Here is a 20,557-nt window from a genome sequence, read left to right on the forward strand (position 1 = left end):
GTCGGGTGATGTATTGCCGTCGACCATCCCCGCTCGCTCGTCACACGCCCCCCCGGATCGCTGCTGCAGGCTGTCCGTCGGCCCGCTGACCCTAAACGTTCCCTCGGCGGCATGCTCACATCGGGCGCGTGGGCCGATGCGCGTTTCCTGAAATGTCAAAAATGACATTTTCGCGCCATGCCTACATCAGACGCAGATATCGATAATGGGACTGGGAACGATCGAGGGCGATAAGTCCTCGCTCTTCGAAAGCGCTCCCTCAACTCGCCATTAGGATGAACACCGTGCTTAGGATTATTGCAATGCTTGGCATCGCAGCAAGTGTGAGTAGTTGCGCAGTCGCACCGGGTTATGGAGACGGTGGGTATGCCCAGCCATACGATTCTGCGTATGGATACCCGTCTGGACCCGTCTACGTCCCGGCGTATGGGACGATCAATATTTGGGGTGGACGGGGAGGTGACCACCATTGGCACGGTTACGAGCACTGGCATGGCGGTGGACGCGGCGGACATGGACGCGGCGGACACGGGGGAGGCGGACACGGGGGAGGTCACTAAAGGCAACGGTGACAAGCATCGCTTGCTCCTGTTTCCCGAGGCGACCTGAGCGGCTTGTCCGAGTTCGCTGTCCCGCCAATGCTTTTCAGGGCTCTGTCACGTTAAATTGCTTGCGACGCAAAAGCGGAGAATATGCACGCTTGCTCAGAAAACGGACGGAACTTGGGTGGCCTCAGTGAAACGATGCCAGGCGGCAAACCGTGCGGCGAGCTGTTTGCGATAGAGTGAGGCGCGTAGCAGATGTCGCTTGAGCGCGAAGTGCTGCCGGATAGGACCGAAGCTCGATAAGAAAGCCTGCGTGCGTTCAGGATCGCGGAAGCCACGCATGCGTCGCTCGCGTTCGCGCGTCGGCTGATGACTGTTTTCCGCCCAGTTGTTGACCCGCGCGCTGGCTTTGACGAAGACGTGCTTGACGTGAGCCAGTGCGGGAATCTCGGCTTTCGCCGCCGGATAGCTACGCAGCTGGTCGGTCACGATCTTGTGCGGTGCCTCAGTACACGAGGCAAGCACGCGCTTGAAAAACCGCTTCGCTGCTGCCTTGTCGCGGCGCTTCTGTAGCAGGATATCGAGTTCGGCACCGTGTTGATCGACGGCGCGCCACAACAGGTAAGGCTCGCCGCGCAACGTCACAAATACTTCGTCAAGGTGCCATGTGGTGCCGGGCCTGCGACGCGCCGCTTTCACACGGTGTGCGAAGCCCGCACCGAACTTATCGCACCAGCGTCTGACCGTTTCGTAGCTGACGATAACCCCGCGCTCGGACAGCAGTTCTTCGATATCACGCAGGCTGAGCTGAAACCTGAAATACCAGCGTACCGCGCAACTGATGACCGCCGCCGGAGAGCGATGACCGTGGTAAAGCGATTTTGCATTCTTCATCACCCGATCTTACTTGACCATCTCTGCAACGTGACAGTGCCCGGGAGCGGTGTAAATCGAGAGGTTTACGCACGGTTGTGTGTCCAGCTAAGGCTGGCGTGTTCAGCAGGAGATAGACCTGCCGGGGTAGAAGTCAGAAGCCCCGTAGCTTGGATAGCAGGGTGGCGGGAAACCAAGACTCTGAAGCCTATCGACGGCCGTCTCCTTGGGGGGCGTGCGAGTCATCGGGCCGTAATGAAGATGAACGTGGATGTGGCCTCGAAAGTGAAGAGACCCGAAGGCCGAGCCCGCAACCGTGAGGGTGAAGGCAGCATGGGTAGCCGAAATCTGACCGATGCGGCTATTCCACTTCGGCGGGGTGGAAGCGACGGCACGATGGCAAGGACATGCTGAGCAACTGGAGAAGCCCTCCTCGCCCCGGCGCGAAATCGCCGGAGCAAGGTAGGTCCTATAACCGGCGAACCCGGGAAGTGGGCCGAAGGCGAGAGGGTGGCGGATGGGTCCGTAGTAGCTGTGAAGCCGGGTATTCAGCGGAGTCCATTTTTCTGCGGAGTGGCCACGATCTCCTGGACAGTTTAGGAAGATCTATCAACGAGATAGCGTCGCCGACTTGCTGCTGGACTGCGCATAAAAATTGGTGTTCTGCTTCTGCTTGTCGATCACCGACACAGCGAAGGAGAACATCATGTGGACGAGCTACTTCCCGAACGTTGACACGTTGAATTTTATCCAACAGACGCCTGCCGAACCTTATCTGGACGGCTTCGTTGTAGCATTGACTGGCACGGGATATAGGCCAGGCACCATTCAGCGGTATCTACGTTCGGCGGCGCATTTGAGCTACTGGCAACGGGGTCGTGCGCGATCATTGGCGGATCTTGAGAAGGCCGACATCGACGAGTTTAAGGAACACTTGCATGCCTGTGAGTGCAAACGGTTCAAGCGTGTAAACGACTATGATTTGCGCGGAGCACGCGCATTTCTGCGACACCTCCGAGAGGCGGGCGTGATCTCCCCGGTGGAGCAAACCGCGACTGGATCGACGATGCCACCGCTGTTCTTGCAGTTTTGCGAGTGGATGCGCCGGCATCACGGGATGCGAGACACGACTCTCAACACATATCGCCGGACTATTCTTGATCTTTTGCAGACACTCGGCAGCAATCCCCGAGATTTTTCGATCGCCGGCCTGCGCGCCTTCGTTCTCGATCGGGCGAGCCGGCACGGAAGGTCGCAAGCCAGAGTGGTGATCACAGCGCTACGCGCGTTTATCCGCTTTCTCATCACCCAGGGTCAGTGCCAGGTTGGCCTGGACGTTGCGATTCCAACCATTGGGGGTTGGCGCCTTTCGGCGCTGCCACGCTACTTGCCTGCAGCAGATGTCGAACGCGTGTTAGGCGCATGCGACTCGGCAACCGTCACTGGAGCCCGCGACCGCGCCATCCTTCTGCTACTGGCGCGCTTGGGGCTGCGTGCGAGCGACATCTATGCACTGCGTCTGGGAGATATCGATTGGGCGCAGGCGACTGTCCGGGTCATGGGGAAGTCGCGCCGTATGGTTCAGCTACCGCTACCTCAGCAGGTCGGGGATGCAATCGCCCATTACCTGGCGACGGCACGCCCCGCGGTGAGATCGGACCACCTGTTTCTACGGGTCGCGTCACCGGTAGGGCCCTTTCCAACGAACAGCACTGCCGTTTCCGCTATCGTAAAAAGTGCTATTCATCGCGCCGGTGTGAGCGCCCCTGCCCATGGCGCGCATCTATTGCGCCATTCCGCCGCCACAGCGTTACTGGCAGAGGGTGCGTCCCTTGAGAGCATCGCCGTATTGTTACGTCATCGCTCGCTGGATACCACGGCCCATTACGCGAAGGTCGACGTGAAGTTGCTACGCGAGCTGGCGCAACCGTGGCCGGAGGTTTCGCCATGCTAACCCCAGCCATCGACGCCTATCTGGCCATACGGCGCTCGGCGGGCTTCGGATTACGGGTCACCGAAGGCTTCCTGCGCAACTACGCTCGATTTGCCACCGCACGCGGCGATACTCACATACGCGAACAGACTGCGCTTGAATGGGCTGCTTTGGCTCCGTCTGCCTCTCAACGCGGTCGCCGTCTTGAGGCGATAAGAATTTTCGCCCGCCACGCACAGGCCGAGGACACGCAGCATGAAGTCCCACGCCAGAATGTATTTCCACGTCAGCGATTACTGTATCGCCCTTTCATCTTCACGGAAGTCCAAATCCATCAGCTTCTGGAGCAAGCCGCACGCTTGCAACCCTCCGACTCCTTGCGGCCGTGGACCTATTGCACGCTATTCTCCTTGCTGGCAGTGACGGGGATGCGGATTTCGGAGGCACTAGCACTGCGATTCGAGGATATCACCGTCGACGGTCTTGTGATTCGTACAACCAAATTCCATAAGAGCCGCCTGATACCGCTACATCCAAGCGCGCAGGCAGGGCTGGAGCGCTATTTGGAGCGCCGCTGGCAACTCGGCGGAGGGGACGACCACGTCTTCATCTCGATGCGCCGTCGTGGCCTTCGCTACTCGGCCGTGCAGGAAACCTTTCGGACTCTGGTGCGGGAGATAGGACTGGAGCCGGATCCCGGCAGACCAGGCCCGCGACCTCGAATCCATGACCTACGGCACAGCTGGGCCGTTAGAGCGCTGGAGAACTGCCCGCCTGGTTACGACTACGTCCGCCAGCATGTGCTCGCGGTGTCCACCTATCTCGGCCACGTGAAACTCACCGGCACGTTTGTCTATCTGCATACCACGCCACAGTTGCTCAGCGGCATCGCCAATCGGTGCGAGGACTATTTCAAAGGAGCCACCTCATGACCCCACTTGCCACCCATGTCAGCGTCTTTCTACGCGAGCGTCTTCCCGTGGAACGTCGGGCCAGCGAGCGTACCTGTGATACTTACGCATTGGCCCTGCGCCTGTTCTTCGAGTTCGCCGCCAAGCGACTGAAGGTCAGACCTTCGGCGCTGGGATTGGAACAGCTCGATGCACCGCTGGTCCTTGATTTCCTAAACCATTTGGAAACCCAGCGTGCCAACAGTCCCGCTACCCGCAATGTTCGCCTGGCCGCGATCCGTGCCTTCATGCGCTTTATCGAGTACCGGGAACCGTCAGCCCTTGGGCAGATCCAACGCATTCGAGCGATCCCCATGAAACGCGCCGACACGCGCCTGGTCGACTATCTCAACCGCGACGAAATGCAAGCCTTGCTCGATGCACCGTCGCCGAACAGCCGTGACGGTATTCGTGATCGCGCCATGCTGTACGTCGCCTACTCAGCAGGGTTACGCGTATCCGAGTTAGTTGGTTTGCGTCTGGAGAACTTGAGTTTTAATCCTCGGCTCAGCATTCTCGTTCTCGGCAAAGGCCGGCGCGAGCGCGCCTTGCCCTTGTGGCGAGAAACGGCCACCGCGTTGCGTGCCTGGTTAGCGCTGCGGCCTACGGGTCAAGCGACGGAGGTCTTTCTCAATGCACGCGGAGCCGCGATGACTCGCTCCGGGTTCGAGTACATTCTGGACAAACATGTCCAAACGGCGGCACAGCGTTGTCCAAGTCTCTTAACGAAGAGCGTATCTCCCCATTGCCTTCGACATTCATGCGCCCTTTCAATCCTGCAATCGACAGGTGACATTCGCAAAGTCGCGTTGTGGCTGGGTCACGCCAGTACCCAAACGACGGAGATGTATCTGCGGGCCGATACAACGACACTGCTCGAAACCATGAACTCAACTATCCCGCCGACCCTCCGGAAGGGACACTTTCGCCCACCCGATCAACTCATTGAACTTTTGATGACACGGTAGACGCACGCAATATTATGCGGAGTGGAAAAGATGGTGCCGACAGGATTTTCCTTGCTTGAGCCATCCCACTCCGCAGAAAAATGGACTCCGCTGAATACCCGTTAGGCGCTGCTGCGCCTAACGGGTAACGCCGGTGGAGCGAAGGGGCCCTGCTGTTTGTAGTTTCCTCGACAACACGGGAGGCAAGGACGAAATGACAAAGGCGTCCAGTAGTTTGCAGGACCTGAGGCGGGGAATATACGTCAAGGCGAAGGCTGAACCGTCCTGGCGTTTCTGGGGTTTGTACGTCCATGTCTGCAAGATGGAAACGCTGCGCGAGGCGTATGCGCTGGCCAGGAAGAACAATGGGGCTCCGGGTATTGACGGGGTGACGTTCGAGGCCATCGAGACGCAAGGCGTGGAAGTGTTCCTCGAGCAGATACAGGACGAACTGATCGGGGGCAGCTACAGACCGCTACGGTCACGGCGGCAGGAAATACCGAAGGACGGGGGCAAGGTCCGAGTCCTGTCGATTCCTGCTATCCGTGACAGAGTGGTTCAGGGTGCGCTCAAGCTCATACTGGAACCGATCTTCGAGGCAGACTTCCAACCGGGGTCGTACGGCTATCGTCCGAAGCGTACCGCGCACGAAGCAGTGCATCGGGTAGCGACGGCGATCGTTCAGTGCAAGACCCGCGTCATAGACCTGGATTTACGCGCCTACTTTGACACAGTTCGGCATCACCTGCTGCTTGAAAAGGTGGCGCGTCGGGTCAAAGATGACGAGGTCATGCATTTGCTGAAGTTGATGCTGACGGCATCGGGTAAACAGGGCGTTCCGCAAGGCGGGGTGATTTCGCCCCTGCTCAGTAACGTCTATCTCACCGAGGTAGACCGGATGCTGGAGCGGGTGAAAGGTTCCACGCGAAGCGGGAAGTACACCTACGTCGAGTATGCCCGATTCGCTGACGATCTTGTCGTGCTGATCGATGCTCATCCGCGCAATGCGTGGCTGCTGAGGGTGGTGAGCAGGCGCCTTCGGGAAGAGTTTGCGAAACTGCAGGTCGAGGTGAATGAAGAGAAAAGTCGCACTGTGGATCTGGAACGCGCGGAGAGCTTCGGCTTCCTGGGGTTCGACTTCCGACGCCTGCGCAGCATCGGGCGACAGGTGTGGCGCGCGCACTATACGCCCAAGTTAAAGAAACGTACGGCGTTATTGCGCAAGCTCAAGGAGGTGTTCCGGCGATTCCAGTCGCAGCCGGTGGATCGGGTGGTGCAACTGATCAATCCGGTCCTGCGGGGCTGGGTGAACTACTTCGCCGTAGGCAACTCCAGCGAGTGCTTCAGCTTCATCAGGGACTGGGTGGAAAAGAAGATCCGACGCCACATGGGTCGATCCCGGAATCGACGGGGCTTCGGCTGGACGAGGTGGAGTAGGCGCTGGCTGTATGAAGAACTGAAGCTGTTTAACGGCTATCGGGTTCGTCGTGCTGCCGCACCGAAAGCGTCTCCAGCGTGATAGGTCTCATAACCCTTGACGTGAAGCAAACAGGAGAGCGTAGTGCCGGAAATCGGCAAGCTGCGTTCGACGTGGCGGGCGCTGGAAACGTGACTATGGTAGCCGGACTGAGGTCCACCGCGAAAGCGGTGGGAAGACCACCGGAGCCTACCGTGCGCGCGCCAGTTCTCGACCCTACCTGCGAGAGACTCCGGGTGAAGTTCCTTGGGTCTACTCACCCCTATATCGAGGTTAGGGGCGAATGGAAGTACTTGTATCGGGCCGTCGATAAGGCCGGCGACACAGTTGACTCCCTGCTCCGCGCCAAGCGGGACAAGGGCGCGGCCCGGCGCTATTTCGAAAAGGCGATCGCTGGAAACGGTGTACCGGAAACGATGACGATCGACAAGAGCGGGGCAAATCTCGCGGGGCTAAATGCGATCAATGTTGATCGCGAAATACCGATCAGAATTCGACAATCGAAATATCTGAACAACGTTGTGGAGCAGAACCATCGAGCAATCAAACGCATCGTAAGACCGATGCCTGGATTCAAGAGCTTTCGTTGCGCCCTCATCATCTTAGGCGGTATCGAACTCATGCACATAATAGCGAAAGGGCAGATGAAGAGCGATGGTGGACGGAATCGTTCACCCGCCGAGCGGTTCTACGATCTTGCGACATAAGCATTCCTATTCTTTCCGCCCCGACTCTTCCTTATTTCCTTACTGCGACAGAACCTCATGAGCGTCCTGCGACCGGAGGCCGGCAATGTCTCGCACGCGAGCCTCGCGCTCGCCGTCACGGCGCACGAGGCAGCGGCAAGCGCCGCAAACGCCCTGTCCCATGCAGCCGACGTTCGCGGTCAATGCGTCGCTGCGCGCGGCCACCTCTATGATTTAAAGCGTCGGCTCTACCTCGACGGTGCGCCCGTCGATCGCAACGGTAATGGACGCGCACGCAGTCTGATCGCCAGCAGCTTGCAATTTAACGCCGCCAATGGCCGACGCCCTCACTGATGCGAAAAACCAGTTGTTCGCCGTCAGGAAGAATCTCCGAATTCGGACAAACTCCTGGACCTGCTGGCGGCAGGCTCAGCGCGGAACTCGCAATCTAGTGAACCGTTTGATGGTTCGGGAATGACAACCAGGCGCGGCACGGCAAGCCGAGGCATCCGCGCGAGCTGGCCGACCACGCGTGTTTGCGTCTCGTCAATCTTTCGATCACGCCGCATTGGGAGCTGGTCGACGGCAAGCAGGTCTAAACGCTCGACCCGACCGGCCCAGTGGTCGGAGACAACCCGGAGGTCGTGCTGCACAGCGTGCTGAGTGCGCTCGGCATCGCGAGGTTGCCCCGCTATGCGGTCGTCGACGCGTTCCGCAAGGCACGCTCGTGCATGTGCTGCCGCGCTGGCGGTCGCGTGAAATCGGGGTGTTCATGCTGATTCCGTCGCGCCGGTTTCTGGAGGTGAAAACGTGCGCGTGGCTTGAGCTACTGAAGGCCGATATATCAGTGGCGCTCGAGGGCGACGCCGGTTTTTTCAATCGCGGTGCGGGCGCAAAGAGGCTTTCGTTGGCGCAGGCGTCGTGATCCTTGTCGGCGACCGTGGCCGGGGCTGCAGGTCATTCCGCGGATAGCGTCTGCGCTATCTCGTCCCAAGCCGCCGGATGGTTGGCGAGCGCAGGCTCGAGAAGTTTCAGTGGCCGACTGCCGCTCCTACCGGACCGATTGCAGCCCGGCGAAGCGGGCTGCTTGCCGCTCTTAAACGCCCGCCAACGCCGGTAAATCAGAGTCGCACGACGAGCGCTCCCACTGTGACCCGGCACGCAACAGGTGCAACGCGTTGTTGACGCTCGCTGCGCTTTCCCTGCGCGTCGCCAAGCATACCGGATAGCGCGCGTTCTTTTTCTCGAGAATGGCCTGGCTCAGGAATTCCGCGCTGTACGCTTTGAGCAAATGCGCATGGTGGGCCTCTATGTACGCGGCGATGCGCTCCCGTTCGCCGTCGATGGTTGCGAGCGACGTGAGGGTGCGCTCGTCCCAGCGAAACCGCAGACCCAGTTCCGCGAAAGCGGTGTTGTATGCGCAAAGCTGCGCCTGCATGTCCTGGTCGCGCTCGGTTTCAGGTGCGCTAACGCGTGAGTGGCCCATGATCGTCTCCTTCGGGCGGATAGCTTGCTAGAAGCATAGGATCGGCTATAAATAAACAACAGTTAAAGTTATTGTGAATAACCATAAATGTTTGCTTATGTTTTGAGTGAAGCCGACGCCGGCACGCTGCGCCCTGACTTTCGATTATCCCTTGGACTGACCGCGCAGCAGATCGGCGTCGACGTGAGTGATCTGCGCGATCTGCGTCGCGCCTTCGCCGATCAAGAATTCCTTGAACGCAAGCGCGACAGGGGGCAGGCGCTTGCTCTTGCGGTGCACCACGTACCAGTGGAGCATCACCGGAAAGCCTTGTACGTCCAGTACGGCGAGGTGACCGACCTGCAGTTCCAGGCCGATGGTATGCGCGGAGAGGAAGCTGATGCCCATGCCTGCAATCACCGCCTGTTTGATCGTTTCCGTGCTCCTGATCTCCATGGCGACATTGAGCCTGGTGACTCCTCCCGCAAACCCGTCTTCCATCGAATGCCACGTGTCCGAGCCTTTTTCGCGGACGATGAACGGCTCTTTTGCGATCGTCGACTGAGGGATGCGCTTCTTGCCCACAAGCGGGTGTAGGGGCGGCGCGACGATCACATAAGGATGAGGCGCAAACGGTTCGTTATGTGTATCGAGGTCCTGCGGCGGCCGCACCATGATTGCGAGATCGGTTAAGTTGTTCGCCAGTTGATGCAGCAGTTCCTCGCGATTGTGCACCGCCAGCTTGAGCTTGATGTCGTCATTGCGGCGCACGAATTCGCCCACCACTCGCGGGAAAAAATAGTCCCCCGCACTGATCACCGCAACGTTCAGTTGACCGCCCGCAATGCCCTGCAAGCGGGCCATCACTTCGTCCATTTCGCGGAACTGCTCGATGATCGAGCGCGCGTAAGTGAGCATTTCGGAACCCGCCGGCGTCAGATAAATTTTCCGGCCGAGCTGCCCGAACAGGGCCAGGCCGGCGTGCTCCTCAAGCTGTTTTACCTGGGTTGAGACGGCGGGCTGCGTCAGGTACAACTCGTCGGCCGCGCGCGAGAAGCTCAGGTGCCGGGCAACCGTTTCGAAGATCTTGAGTTGGCGCAGAGTAGCGTTTTTCATGGCTGAAGTTCGTTGAGGCATCGACGTATACAGGACGCCTAATGCAAACCATAAAATGTTTTAACTTTCACTGATGGCTGTTCTCGCGGAGCATGCTCCCAGACTCCGTGAAGACGCAACCACTTTTACCAGACCGTTTTGCGCACCCCCGCCGGTCTTTTGTTGTTGGTGCGATCTCCATCTGACCGACCATTAGCGTTTCATTGCCGACGCGCACGCAAGCGATGAGTGATTCGGTTACACGATTCAACGCAACGCGCCGCTCGAGCACGACGAATTCTACAAAGGAGATGGAGACATGGGATATTCCAACGTGGCCGAGCCGCGCAGCACGGCGCTACGGTATAACCGGTGGGTTCAACTGGCGGTCGGCATCGTCTGTATGGGACTGGTGGCGAACCTGCAGTATGCGTGGACCTTGTTCGTCGTGCCGATGGACGCGGCGCATCACTGGGGGCAGGCAGCGATTCAGACTGCGTTCACCATCTTCATCGTCACGGAAACCTGGCTTGTGCCAGTCGAAGGCTGGCTCGTCGACAAGTTCGGGCCGCGCCCGGTTGTGATCGCCGGTTCGCTGTGTGCCGCACTCGGCTGGATCATTGACGCACACGCAAGCAGTCTGGGGGCACTGTACGTCGCGGCGGTGATTGCGGGCATCGGTGCGGGTTGCGTCTACGGGACCTGTGTCGGGACGGCACTCAAGTGGTTCCCGGATAAACGGGGCCTGGCGGCGGGTCTGACCGCGGCCGGCTTCGGCGCTGGTGCGGCGATCACAGTGATCCCGATCGCCAACATGATCCAGCGTTCCGGCTACGAGCATACGTTCATGTTCTTCGGTATTTTCCAGGGCGTCTGCATTCTGCTTCTCGCAACCTTGCTGGTGCGTCCGAAGCCGCCGGCGAATGCGGTCGCGGCCAAGCGCGTCGTGGCCACCAAGGTCGACTACACGCCCAGCCAGATGATCCGCTCGCCGCTTTTCTGGGTGCTTTACCTGATGTTCGTGTTCGTCGCAGCCGGCGGCATTATCGCCACCGCACAGCTTGGGCCGATCGCGAAGGAATATGGCTTCGCGAAGCTGCCGGTCAGCCTGATGGGCGTCACGCTGCCGCTTCTGACGATGACGCTGTCGATCGATAACATGTGCAACGGCTTCACGCGTCCGCTGTGCGGCTTTCTTTCGGACAAGATCGGCCGCGAGAATACGATGTTCATGATCTTTCTCGGCGAAGGCATCGCGTTGCTCGGGCTGATGCAGTTCGGCCACAATCCGTACGCATTCATGTTCTTTGCCGCGGCCGTGTTCCTCTGCTGGGGCGAGATTTTCTCGATCTTCCCGGCGACCTGCGCGGACACGTTCGGCAGCAAATACGCGGCGGCCAATGCGGGCACGCTTTACACCGCAAAGGGTACCGCGTCGATGCTGGTGCCGATCGCTTCGGTGTTGTCGGAGCATGGCTCATGGAACACGGTGTTCATCTGTGCGGCGGTCGTGTCGATTACAGCGGCGGTGTCCGCGAAATTCATCCTCGCGCCGATGAGACGGCGGTGGATCGACCGAACGGTCGAGGCCGGCGCGCTCGCAAAGGGATATCTCTGAGCACCCGATAGGGACATTGGCGCCCCGTGAATGCCTTAATGCGTCGTTTCGGGTCTTATCTCAATCACCTCGATGCATACCCCGGTAGTCTGGATTAATACAATAGCTATCACGGAAATATCCAACTGTCTTGGGCACTTGGGTCGCCTTGTCTTGCGCGTGACTTAAGTGTTCTCATCGGATCGAAATAGCTGTTCGGGTCACGGAATTTATTTTTTTGTTTTGTAGTAATACTAATTAATATCGGAGGAGATGATGGGAATAAGAAATCTGAAGCCGCGTCATGCGGCGGCTTCGCTATGCCTGTTTGCAGCTGGCAGCGTGACCTGTTCGGGAGGAGCATTCGCTCAGGCAATTGCGGCAGATGACGACAAACAACAGATCCAGTTGTTGAAACAACAAATGGAAGCGCTCAATAAGAAGCTCGATGCGCTTGTGGCAAAGCAAGCCCAAACAGCGAACAGTCAGCCAGCGGTCAGTCCCGCTGTCGCAAGCACAAACGCAGGTACTAGTTCAGGTACAAGCGCAAACACGGGTACAACCTCAGGCGCGCAAAAAACATCGGATGCCGACGCCTCAGGGTGGGGCGCCGGCATGCCGCCCAAGCTTAAGTCGTTGCTGGCCGCGCTGGGGGATATGGAGTTCTACGGCAATCTCGATCTTTCCGTGGACTATGCGACCAAGGGCCTCAAAGACTCGTATGTCACGCCGGGGGGGACTGTCGTCTCGCCTAGAGGGCATATGGGCTGGCAGCCCGACGTCTCATCCAATCTTTCCTATGTCGGCGTTCGCGGCAAGCGGCCATTCGGTTCCGACGCCAGCCTGGCCTTCGTCTATCAACTGGAAACCCAACTGGACATTTCGGCAACCTCAGGGTCTTCCAATTCGAACTCCGCTCAGGATTCGACCGTCAAGGGCGCCCTGACGTCGCGCAACAGCTTCATCGGCGTAGCATCGTCCACCTGGGGCGCGTTGAAGATCGGCAAGACCGATGCGCCCTACAAAACGTCGACCGCACGCATGAATCCGTTTTCCGGCATGCTCGGCGATTACTCCGTGATCATGGGTAACACGGGCGGCGACAATCGCGTCGAATTCGGTACGCGGCTGGACCATGCGATCTGGTATGAGTCGCCCAGTTTCCATGGCTGGTCTCTCAACGCACTGGTTTCGCCCGGGCAAAACCGCGGTTACGAAAATTCGGTGCAGGCTTCGGGTGAGTCGAGTTGCACGGGCGGCAATGTCCCTGGTAGTGGTGGAAATCCAATTGCGTGTAACGACGGCAGCTACGGGTCGGCCTACAGCGCGAACCTCGCCTATAGCAACGGCCCCCTGTACTTTACGACAGCGTATGAGATACACCTCGGCGTGAATCGCTCAAGCGATGTCACGAACACTCCTGCTGCACTGGCTTCGCCTGATGGGACGGACCCCAACGATATCGGCAACGAATGGGCATTCAAGGTCGGTGCGCAATATAAATTTCCCACTCTGACCACGGTGAGCGCAATTTATGAAGTGATGCGCAGACAGATTCCGGCCTACCTGCAAACACAGAACGAGCGCAGCCGTAATGGCTTCTGGCTCGCTCTGACGCAGGAAATCACTCCCAAGGACAGCGTGAGCGTCGGTTGGGCGCACGCCAATCGCACGCCGGGTGACCCGGGGCAACACAACACGGCTCCAGCTGACCCGAACGCTATTGGCATCCCGAATCCTTCCAACGGCGCCAATATGGTCACTGCGATGTACAAGCATGCGATCGACAAACATGCGACTGTGTATGCCGACTATGCCTTGGTCATCAATCAAGCGGCGGCGCACTATGCGCTGGGTGCAGGCGGGCGAAGCGTCACCGTTGATTGTCATGACGGCAGCTCGATCTCGCAGGGTGCGCCGTTTTGCTACGCGGGCGGCAGAGAAATGGGCTTCTCCGTCGGGCTGAATTACAAGTTCTGAGGGCGCTGGCAACCTGGCGGAGGGCAGGCATAAGTGGCCGGGGGCGTCTCGGTGTACCCAGGGTTCGGATTTCGTACGCCTGGGTACACTCCAAGTTGATCATCGCCGGCAGCTCGTCGTGCCGTCCGTTTCCGAGCCGCCTACGGACGCCGCGCCGTCCGCCAGCGCCCTTAAAGGGCGGGTCCGTGAGCGTCGCGCCCATCACTGGCGCCCGTCGCCTCGACTGTTTCTTTCCGGTCGCCTTCCATCGCTGCAGCGTCACCGCCTTCCGCTGCCATCCCACACCTTCCAGCGCACTTCGCTGACGATTACAAAAAGCGCCTTGAACTCTCCATATACGGAATATAATATTCCGTATATCTAAGTTGCGGGCGGATGGCATATCAGGCCGCGGCAGCCACACGGGAGGGCAGCCGCGCCGGCCTGTCGGCAGAGGATTCGGGCGGCGGGCCCGGCAAGACCGTCACAATGGGTTATCCGAAACTGGGGGAGCAAATTATCAATGTCGGATGATACGCAAACCGATGTCCGCCCAGCGCCTCTCACACTGGCGCTAGTACCGATCAATGCTTCGGCTTCGTTGCGCGATCAGGCATACGCAAAGCTGAAGCAGGCCATCGCCGACGCCGACATCTATCATTCGCGCGAGGAAATCCGGATCGACGAAAAGGAACTGACTGAAGCGCTCGGCGTGAGCCGCACGCCAGTTCGCGAAGCCATGACGCTGCTCGAGCAGGAAGGTTTCCTGCGGACGGTGCCGCGGCGCGGAATCTATATCCAGCGCAAGACGAAGAAAGAAATCGTCGACATGATTTGCATGTGGGCGGCGCTCGAAAGCATGGCGGCCCGGCTTGCGACGCTGCGCGCGTCCGATGAGGACATCGCGGCGCTGAGGCATATGTTCGACAATTTTCGCGACACGACGCCGGCCGAGCACATCGAGGAGTATTCGGAAGCGAACATCGCGTTTCACCAGTCAATTGTCCAGCTGTCGCAATCGCAGATCCTCCTGGACACGATGAAGAACCTGTTCGTGCATGTGCGCGCGATCCGGAAGATGACGATCGCGCAGAGTGGCCGCGCGTCGCGCTCGATCGTCGATCACATGCGCATCATCGAAGCACTCGAGAAGCGCGACACCGAGCTGGTCGAGCGGCTCGTGCGCCAGCACTCGCTCGATCTCGCGGCGTTCGTCGAAGCCAACTGCGACTTCCTCGACTGACGACGTAAAGTCGTTTGGATACTGAGTCAAGAGGGCAACCGGAGCACGCCAACCCGAAGCACCGGAACGGAGCAGCGCTGAAACGCCCGACGCGTTGCAGCGCTGCTCTTTCTCGCCCTGCACCTTGTTCACACGCGCTTACCGAGCGCCCCTCATCGCACACGAACCATCGTGTCGCCCAACGCCGCCGGTGAACCGGCCACGTAAATACCCGCCGGTTTCATTGCGTCGATCTTTGCGGCCGCCGAGCCTGTGCGGCCGCGAGATGATCGCGCCCGCGTGGCTCGCGCGCGTGCATCTGCGCCGGGTTCGAGCGCCGACGCGCCTCTGGGTGTCTGGCAGCGCGTCATCTGAAATACGAAATATTACATTCCGCTGACCGCTCGATTGGCACACCCATCGATGCGGGCTCGTCAGCATTCGACGCTCGAAGGCCAATTTCGCCGTTGTCGAAGCTTTGTGCGTCGCAAATCAATTTCCGTGAGTCGCTCTTGAATTCGGGCGATTCAAGTCCATCGCAGCGCAGCAAAGGCATCACGACGTAAAAATACGGTTGAATAAATACTGTGTGTGGAATATTGTATATCACGACGCACGCAGCGACCCAAAGAGGAGAGACGTCATGCCAGAACCCGGGAACACCCCGCCGCAGAGCACCTCATCGACTGCAACGACGGCCGGGTCGAGGAAGGCTTGCACATCCTCCGCGTCCCCCACCTGCGGGTTGCCGCGCACGTCGCCGTAACGATGGCCCGCCGCGCACCGCAAGTTCAATAGAAGGCGAGACAGCGAGACATCTCAAAATGACAAACGACGCGAAAGCTACCGAAACGACCGACGGGTTTCATCTCGTCATCGACGCGCTGAAACTGAACGACATCAGCACCATCTTTGGACTGGTCGGCATCCCGATCACCGACCTCGCGCGACTTGCACAAGCGGAAGGGATGCGTTTCATCGGTTTTCGTCATGAACAACACGCGGGCAATGCAGCGGCCATTAGCGGTTTCATGACGCAGAAGCCGGGTATCTGCCTGACAGTGTCGGCGCCCGGCTTTCTGAACGGCCTGACCGCGCTCGCCAACGCGACCACCAACTGCTTCCCGATGATCCTGATCAGCGGCTCGAGCGAGCGTGAAATCGTCGATCTGCAGCAGGGCGATTACGAAGAAATGGATCAGTTGAATGCGGCCAAGCCGTATGCAAAGGCCGCGTATCGCGTGCTGCATGCGGAAGACATCGGCATCGGCGTCGCGCGTGCGATTCGCGCCGCGGTGTCGGGGCGTCCGGGCGGTGTGTATCTGGACTTGCCGGCCAAGCTGCTCGCGCAAACGCTGGACGCTGTGAAGGCGCAGCAATCGCTGGTCAAAGTGGTCGATGCCGCGCCGCGTCAGTTGCCGGCGCCGGAATCGGTCAAGCGCGCGATCGATGTGCTGAAGAGCGCCAAGCGCCCGCTGATCCTGCTCGGCAAGGGGGCGGCGTACGCGCAGGCTGACGAGGAGATCCGCGCGTTCGTCGAGCAAAGCGGCATTCCCTATCTGCCGATGTCGATGGCCAAGGGCCTGTTGCCCGATACGCACGAGCAATCGGCGTCGGCGGCACGCTCGTTCGTGCTGCAGGAAGCCGACGTTGTCGTGCTGATCGGCGCGCGTCTGAACTGGCTGCTCTCCCATGGCAAGGGCAAGACGTGGGGCGCGGAGCCGAAGAGATTCGTCCAGGTCGATATTTCGCCGACCGAAATCGACAGTAACGTCGCGATTGCCGCGCCGGTGATCGGCGATATCGGCTCGTGCGTGGCGGCATTGCGTGCCGGCCTCGATGCGGGATTCGCGAAGCCGAGCGCCGAATGGACCGGCGCGATCGCCGAGCGCAAGAGCAAGAACCTCGCAAAGATGGCCGCCACGCTCGACAAGAACCCGTCGCCGATGAATTTCCACAGTGCGTTGCGCGCAATCCGCGATGTGCTGAAGGCGCGCCCGGACATCAACGTCGTCAACGAGGGCGCGAACACGCTCGACTACGCGCGCAGCATCATCGACATGTACGAGCCGCGCAAACGCTTCGACTCGGGCACGTGGGGAATCATGGGCATCGGTATGGGCTTCGCGATCGGCGCGGCGGTGACGAGCGGCAAACCGGTTGTCGCGATCGAAGGTGACAGCGCGTTCGGTTTCAGCGGCATGGAACTCGAAACCATCTGCCGTTACGACCTGCCGGTTTGCACGATCGTCTTCAACAACAACGGCGTGTATCGCGGCACCGACGTGAACCCGACGGGCGGCAAGGACGTCGCGCCGACCGTGTTCGTGAAGGGCGCGCGCTACGACAAGATGATCGAGGCATTTGGCGGTGTCGGCTACAACGCGACCACCCCGGAAGAACTGACGAAGGCCCTGCTTGAATCGATCGCGTCCGGCAAGCCGACCTTGATCAATGCCGTCATCGACGAAGCGGCGGGCACCGAAAGCGGCCGCCTGACCAATCTGAATCCGCAAAGCGCGGCAATGAAAAAGTGATCCAGCGTAACCACGGAGATAGCAAAGTGACCAAACCACTCGAAGGCATCAAGATCATCGACTTCACCCACGTTCAGGCCGGTCCTGCGTGCACCCAGTTGCTCGCCTGGTTCGGCGCCGATGTGATCAAGGTTGAAAGACCGGGTTCCGGCGACGTGACGCGCAACCAGTTGCGCGACATCCCTGACGCCGACGCGCTTTACTTCACGATGCTCAACAGCAACAAGAAGTCGCTCACGTTGGACACGAAAAAACCCGAAGGCAAGGAAGTACTCGAAAAACTGATTCGCGAATCCGACGTGCTGGTCGAAAATTTTGGGCCGGGCGCGCTGGACCGAATGGGCTTTTCATGGGAACGCCTGAACGAACTCAATCCGAAGATGATCGTCGCTTCCGTGAAGGGCTTCAGCGACGGCCATCACTACGACGACCTGAAGGTCTACGAAAACGTCGCCCAATGCGCGGGCGGCGCGGCATCCACCACCGGCTTCTGGGACGGTCCGCCGACCATCAGCGCCGCGGCGCTCGGCGACAGCAACACCGGCATGCATCTGGCGATTGGCATTCTGACCGCACTGATTGGACGCGACAAAACCGGCAAGGGCCAGAAGGTCGCGGTGTCGATGCAGGACAGCGTGCTGAACCTGTGCCGCGTGAAGCTGCGGGATCAGCAGCGGCTGGAGCGCGTGGGCTATCTCGAGGAATATCCGCAATATCCGCACGGCGAATTCAGCGATGTGGTGCCGCGCGGCGGCAATGCGGGCGGCGGCGGCCAGCCGGGCTGGGTGCTCAAGTGCAAGGGCTGGGAAACGGATCCGAACGCGTACATCTACTTCACGATCCAGGGCCATGCGTGGGAGCCGATCTGCAAGGCACTCGGCAAACCCGAGTGGATCGACGATCCCGCCTACAAGACCGCTGAAGCACGTCAGCCGCATATCTTCGAGATCTTCGGCACCATCGAAGCCTGGCTCGCCGACAAGACCAAGTTCGAAGCGGTCGACATCCTGCGCAAGTTCGACATTCCGTGCGCGCCGGTGCTGACAATGAAGGAGCTGGCCAACGACCCGTCGTTGCGCGCAAGCGGCACGATCGTCGAAGTGCCGCACAAGAAGCGTGGCACGTATCTGACGGTGGGCAGCCCGATCAAGTTCTCCGACCTCAAGCCCGAAGTCACCGCTTCGCCGCTGCTGGGCGAGCACACCGACGAGGTGCTGGCGAGCCTCGGCTACAGCAAGCAGGAAATCTTCAACCTGCACGAAGTCAAGGCCGTTTGACGGCGCAAGCAGGTAGAACTAGACGTATCTGAAGTTTCATTTTCGGAGCCTGCATGGACGGCGCGCGAGGCGCGCGCCGTCTGCACTTGAACCGCCGCTTTTTTCAAATTCCGGTTTCGCTATGCAAACAGCCATTGATTTCGAGCAACTGGTCGCAGCCGTCGGCGATGCGATCATCATTTCGGATGCCAAAGGAAATATCACGCTATGGAATCCGGCCGCTGAGCGCATGTTTGGTTTCAACCAAAGCGAGACGCTGCTGCATTCGCCGGAACATGAGTTGACCGGGATCGTTTCGGTGATTCGCGATGAAACCAGCCGCTTCCAGGAGGAGCGCAATCTGCGCAAACGCATGGCCGAACTGGAAGCCCGAGCGGGAGCGTAACGCAACGCCAGCCGTGTCGATCCGGTTGACTTTCTCTTGTGACGATCTATCAGGAGGCATCCGATGCACGTCGAAGTACTTGGACAATATCGGCTCGAGTTGTCCGCGATGCAATTGATCCACAACGGCGGATGGACCGCCTACGTGGCGATTCGCACGGCCGAAGAAAATCATCCGGCGCAACCCGATCTCCTGCCGTACCAGCAGGTCGTCGACGAGGCCGTCTTTGAAAGCGAGGAAGCTGCCATCGCCGGCGCGCGTCGCGTGGCGCTGGCGCTGCTCAGTCCGGCAACCCGGTAGCCCGGGCGTGCGGGGCGGGTACGGATCAATACAGGGAGACGTGAGATGGGCAAAGCATTGGAGGATGTGCGGATCCTCGACTTCACGCACGTGCAATCGGGGCCGACGTGCACACAGTTGCTGGCGTGGTTCGGCGCGGATGTGATCAAGGTGGAGCGCGCCGGTGCGGGCGATGTCACGCGGGAGCAACTGCGCGATATTCCTGATGCGGACAGCCTGTACTTCACGATGCTGAACCACAACAAGCGCTCCGTTACGATCGATGCGAAGAACCCGGAAGGCAAGCAGGTTCTCGAAGCACTGATCCAGAAATGTGACGTGCTGGTGGAGAACTTCGCACCGGGCGCGCTCGACCGGATGGGCTTCACGTGGGAGCGGATCCAGGAGCTGAATCCGCGCATGATCGTCGCGTCGGTCAAAGGCTTCGGCCCCGGCCCTTATGAAGACTGCAAGGTCTACGAGAACGTCGCGCAATGCGTGGGTGGCGCGGCGTCGACCACCGGCTTCGACGACGGTCCGCCGGTTGTCACCGGCGCCCAGATCGGCGACAGCGGTACCGGGCTGCATCTTGCGCTCGGCATTGTGACCGCGCTTTATCAGCGAAAAACGACAGGGCGTGGTCAACACGTGCTCGCGGCAATGCAGGACGGCGTGCTGAACCTGTGCCGCGTGAAGCTGCGTGACCAGCAGCGCCTCGAACGCACCGGCGTCATGCGCGAATATCCGCAACATCCGAACGGCACCTTCGGCGAAGCGGTGCCGCGAGCGGGCAATGCGTCGGGCGGCGGCCAGCCGGGCTGGATTCTGAAGTGCAAGGGCTGGGAAATGGACCCGAACGCGTACATCTACTTCATCACCCAGGCGCCGGTGTGGACCAGGATCTGCAACGTGATCGGCAAGGAGGAGTGGGCCACCGATCCGAACTACGCGACGCCCGCCGCGCGCCTGCCGCATTTGAAGGAGATCTTCGCCGAGATCGAGCGCTGGACCATGACCAAGACGAAGTTCGAGGCGATGGAAATCCTCAATAAGTACGACATTCCGTGCGGCCCGATCCTGTCGATGAAGGAGATCGCCGAGGAGCCGTCGCTGCGCAGGACCGGCACGATCGTCGAGGTCGATCATCCGGTGCGCGGCAAGTATCTGACGGTCGGCAATCCGATCAAGCTGTCGGACAGTCCGACCGAGGTCACGCGCTCGCCGCTGCTGGGTGAGCACACTGACGAGGTGATGGCCGAACTCGGTTACCACCCGGATCAGATCGCACATTTGCATGCGGTCGGTGCGATATGAGCGCATAGACGAAACC

The 20,557-nt window shown here is 59.8% G+C and carries 16 protein-coding genes and 3 pseudogenes; 14 read left to right on the plus strand and 5 right to left on the minus strand.

Features of this window, described 5'->3' with window-relative positions:
* Nucleotides 1-459 precede the first annotated feature (459 nt).
* On the plus strand, nucleotides 460-609 hold the full coding sequence (locus M0D67_RS16675; RefSeq protein ID WP_154565356.1) for a hypothetical protein: 150 nt from the start codon (nucleotides 460-462) through the stop codon (nucleotides 607-609).
* 95 nt (nucleotides 610-704) lie between these two features.
* Here M0D67_RS16675 and M0D67_RS16680 read toward each other — a convergent pair whose 3' ends face one another.
* Entirely contained in the window at nucleotides 705-1,442 is a 738-nt protein-coding gene (locus M0D67_RS16680) for an IS6 family transposase (protein ID WP_233465033.1), read from the minus strand.
* Between the two features lie 682 nt (nucleotides 1,443-2,124).
* On the opposite strand from M0D67_RS16680, the gene M0D67_RS16685 reads away from it, so the two are divergent.
* The 5 genes and pseudogenes from M0D67_RS16685 to M0D67_RS16705 form a co-directional block, all read left to right on the plus strand.
* Nucleotides 2,125-3,372: a tyrosine-type recombinase/integrase gene (locus M0D67_RS16685; RefSeq protein ID WP_266239198.1), complete on the plus strand. Its 1,248-nt coding sequence runs from the start codon at nucleotides 2,125-2,127 to the stop codon at nucleotides 3,370-3,372.
* Nucleotides 3,366-4,283, plus strand: coding sequence for a tyrosine-type recombinase/integrase (locus M0D67_RS16690; protein WP_266239199.1), 918 nt, complete (start codon nucleotides 3,366-3,368; stop codon nucleotides 4,281-4,283). Before M0D67_RS16685 ends, M0D67_RS16690 begins: the two co-directional genes overlap by 7 nt.
* The gene (locus M0D67_RS16695; protein WP_086909898.1) at nucleotides 4,280-5,269 is read left to right on the plus strand and encodes a tyrosine-type recombinase/integrase; all 990 of its coding nucleotides are present in this window, start codon (nucleotides 4,280-4,282) and stop codon (nucleotides 5,267-5,269) included. Before M0D67_RS16690 ends, M0D67_RS16695 begins: the two co-directional genes overlap by 4 nt.
* 193 nt (nucleotides 5,270-5,462) lie before the next feature.
* A complete protein-coding gene (gene ltrA, locus M0D67_RS16700; protein ID WP_266239200.1) occupies nucleotides 5,463-6,767 on the plus strand; it encodes a group II intron reverse transcriptase/maturase in 1,305 nt (434 codons plus the stop codon).
* Between the two features lie 221 nt (nucleotides 6,768-6,988).
* A pseudogene (locus tag M0D67_RS16705) lies at nucleotides 6,989-7,432 on the plus strand (transposase); the annotation flags it as partial.
* Between the two features lie 83 nt (nucleotides 7,433-7,515).
* On the opposite strand, the pseudogene M0D67_RS16710 reads toward M0D67_RS16705, so the two are convergent.
* The 3 genes and pseudogenes from M0D67_RS16710 to M0D67_RS16720 all read right to left on the minus strand — a co-directional run.
* Nucleotides 7,516-7,645 (minus strand): annotated as a pseudogene (locus tag M0D67_RS16710) (ferredoxin); the annotation flags it as partial.
* Nucleotides 7,646-8,507: 862 nt separating this feature from the next.
* Nucleotides 8,508-8,897, minus strand: coding sequence for a hypothetical protein (locus M0D67_RS16715; protein WP_154565359.1), 390 nt, complete (start codon nucleotides 8,895-8,897; stop codon nucleotides 8,508-8,510).
* A gap of 144 nt (nucleotides 8,898-9,041) precedes the next feature.
* Complete coding sequence (locus M0D67_RS16720; protein WP_266239201.1) at nucleotides 9,042-9,992, minus strand: LysR family transcriptional regulator; 951 nt, start codon at nucleotides 9,990-9,992, stop codon at nucleotides 9,042-9,044.
* 298 nt (nucleotides 9,993-10,290) lie between these two features.
* On the opposite strand from M0D67_RS16720, the gene oxlT reads away from it, so the two are divergent.
* The 3 genes from oxlT to M0D67_RS16735 all read left to right on the plus strand — a co-directional run bounded on the left by oxlT (nucleotide 10,291) and on the right by M0D67_RS16735 (nucleotide 14,770).
* Entirely contained in the window at nucleotides 10,291-11,589 is a 1,299-nt protein-coding gene (oxlT, locus tag M0D67_RS16725) for an oxalate/formate MFS antiporter (protein WP_154565361.1), read from the plus strand.
* Nucleotides 11,590-11,844: 255 nt separating this feature from the next.
* Nucleotides 11,845-13,548 carry a porin gene (locus tag M0D67_RS16730; RefSeq protein ID WP_166618281.1) on the plus strand — a complete coding sequence of 568 codons (1,704 nt, stop codon included), beginning with the start codon at nucleotides 11,845-11,847 and terminating at the stop codon, nucleotides 13,546-13,548.
* 502 nt (nucleotides 13,549-14,050) lie between these two features.
* Complete coding sequence (locus tag M0D67_RS16735; RefSeq protein WP_154565362.1) at nucleotides 14,051-14,770, plus strand: GntR family transcriptional regulator; 720 nt, start codon at nucleotides 14,051-14,053, stop codon at nucleotides 14,768-14,770.
* A 152-nt stretch (nucleotides 14,771-14,922) separates the two neighbouring features.
* Here the strand turns inward: M0D67_RS16735 and M0D67_RS16740 are convergent.
* A pseudogene (locus tag M0D67_RS16740) lies at nucleotides 14,923-15,052 on the minus strand (succinate--CoA ligase subunit alpha); the annotation flags it as partial.
* A gap of 521 nt (nucleotides 15,053-15,573) precedes the next feature.
* Between M0D67_RS16740 and oxc the strand changes: the two are divergent.
* From oxc to frc (M0D67_RS16765), 5 genes are all read left to right on the plus strand, one after another.
* Nucleotides 15,574-17,286, plus strand: a complete 1,713-nt coding sequence (gene oxc, locus M0D67_RS16745) for an oxalyl-CoA decarboxylase (protein WP_266239202.1) — start codon at nucleotides 15,574-15,576, stop codon at nucleotides 17,284-17,286.
* A gap of 26 nt (nucleotides 17,287-17,312) precedes the next feature.
* A complete protein-coding gene (gene frc, locus M0D67_RS16750; protein ID WP_266239203.1) occupies nucleotides 17,313-18,563 on the plus strand; it encodes a formyl-CoA transferase in 1,251 nt (416 codons plus the stop codon).
* A gap of 121 nt (nucleotides 18,564-18,684) precedes the next feature.
* On the plus strand, nucleotides 18,685-18,948 hold the full coding sequence (locus M0D67_RS16755) for a PAS domain-containing protein (RefSeq protein ID WP_154567565.1): 264 nt from the start codon (nucleotides 18,685-18,687) through the stop codon (nucleotides 18,946-18,948).
* A 63-nt stretch (nucleotides 18,949-19,011) separates the two neighbouring features.
* Nucleotides 19,012-19,248 carry a hypothetical protein gene (locus tag M0D67_RS16760; RefSeq protein WP_154567564.1) on the plus strand — a complete coding sequence of 79 codons (237 nt, stop codon included), beginning with the start codon at nucleotides 19,012-19,014 and terminating at the stop codon, nucleotides 19,246-19,248.
* Between the two features lie 45 nt (nucleotides 19,249-19,293).
* Nucleotides 19,294-20,541, plus strand: coding sequence for a formyl-CoA transferase (gene frc / locus M0D67_RS16765; protein WP_154567563.1), 1,248 nt, complete (start codon nucleotides 19,294-19,296; stop codon nucleotides 20,539-20,541).
* Nucleotides 20,542-20,557: the final 16 nt, after the last annotated feature.

The sequence above is a fragment of the Paraburkholderia sp. SECH4 genome (assembly GCF_030511745.1).
GTDB classification, from domain to species: Bacteria; Pseudomonadota; Gammaproteobacteria; order Burkholderiales; family Burkholderiaceae; genus Paraburkholderia; species Paraburkholderia madseniana.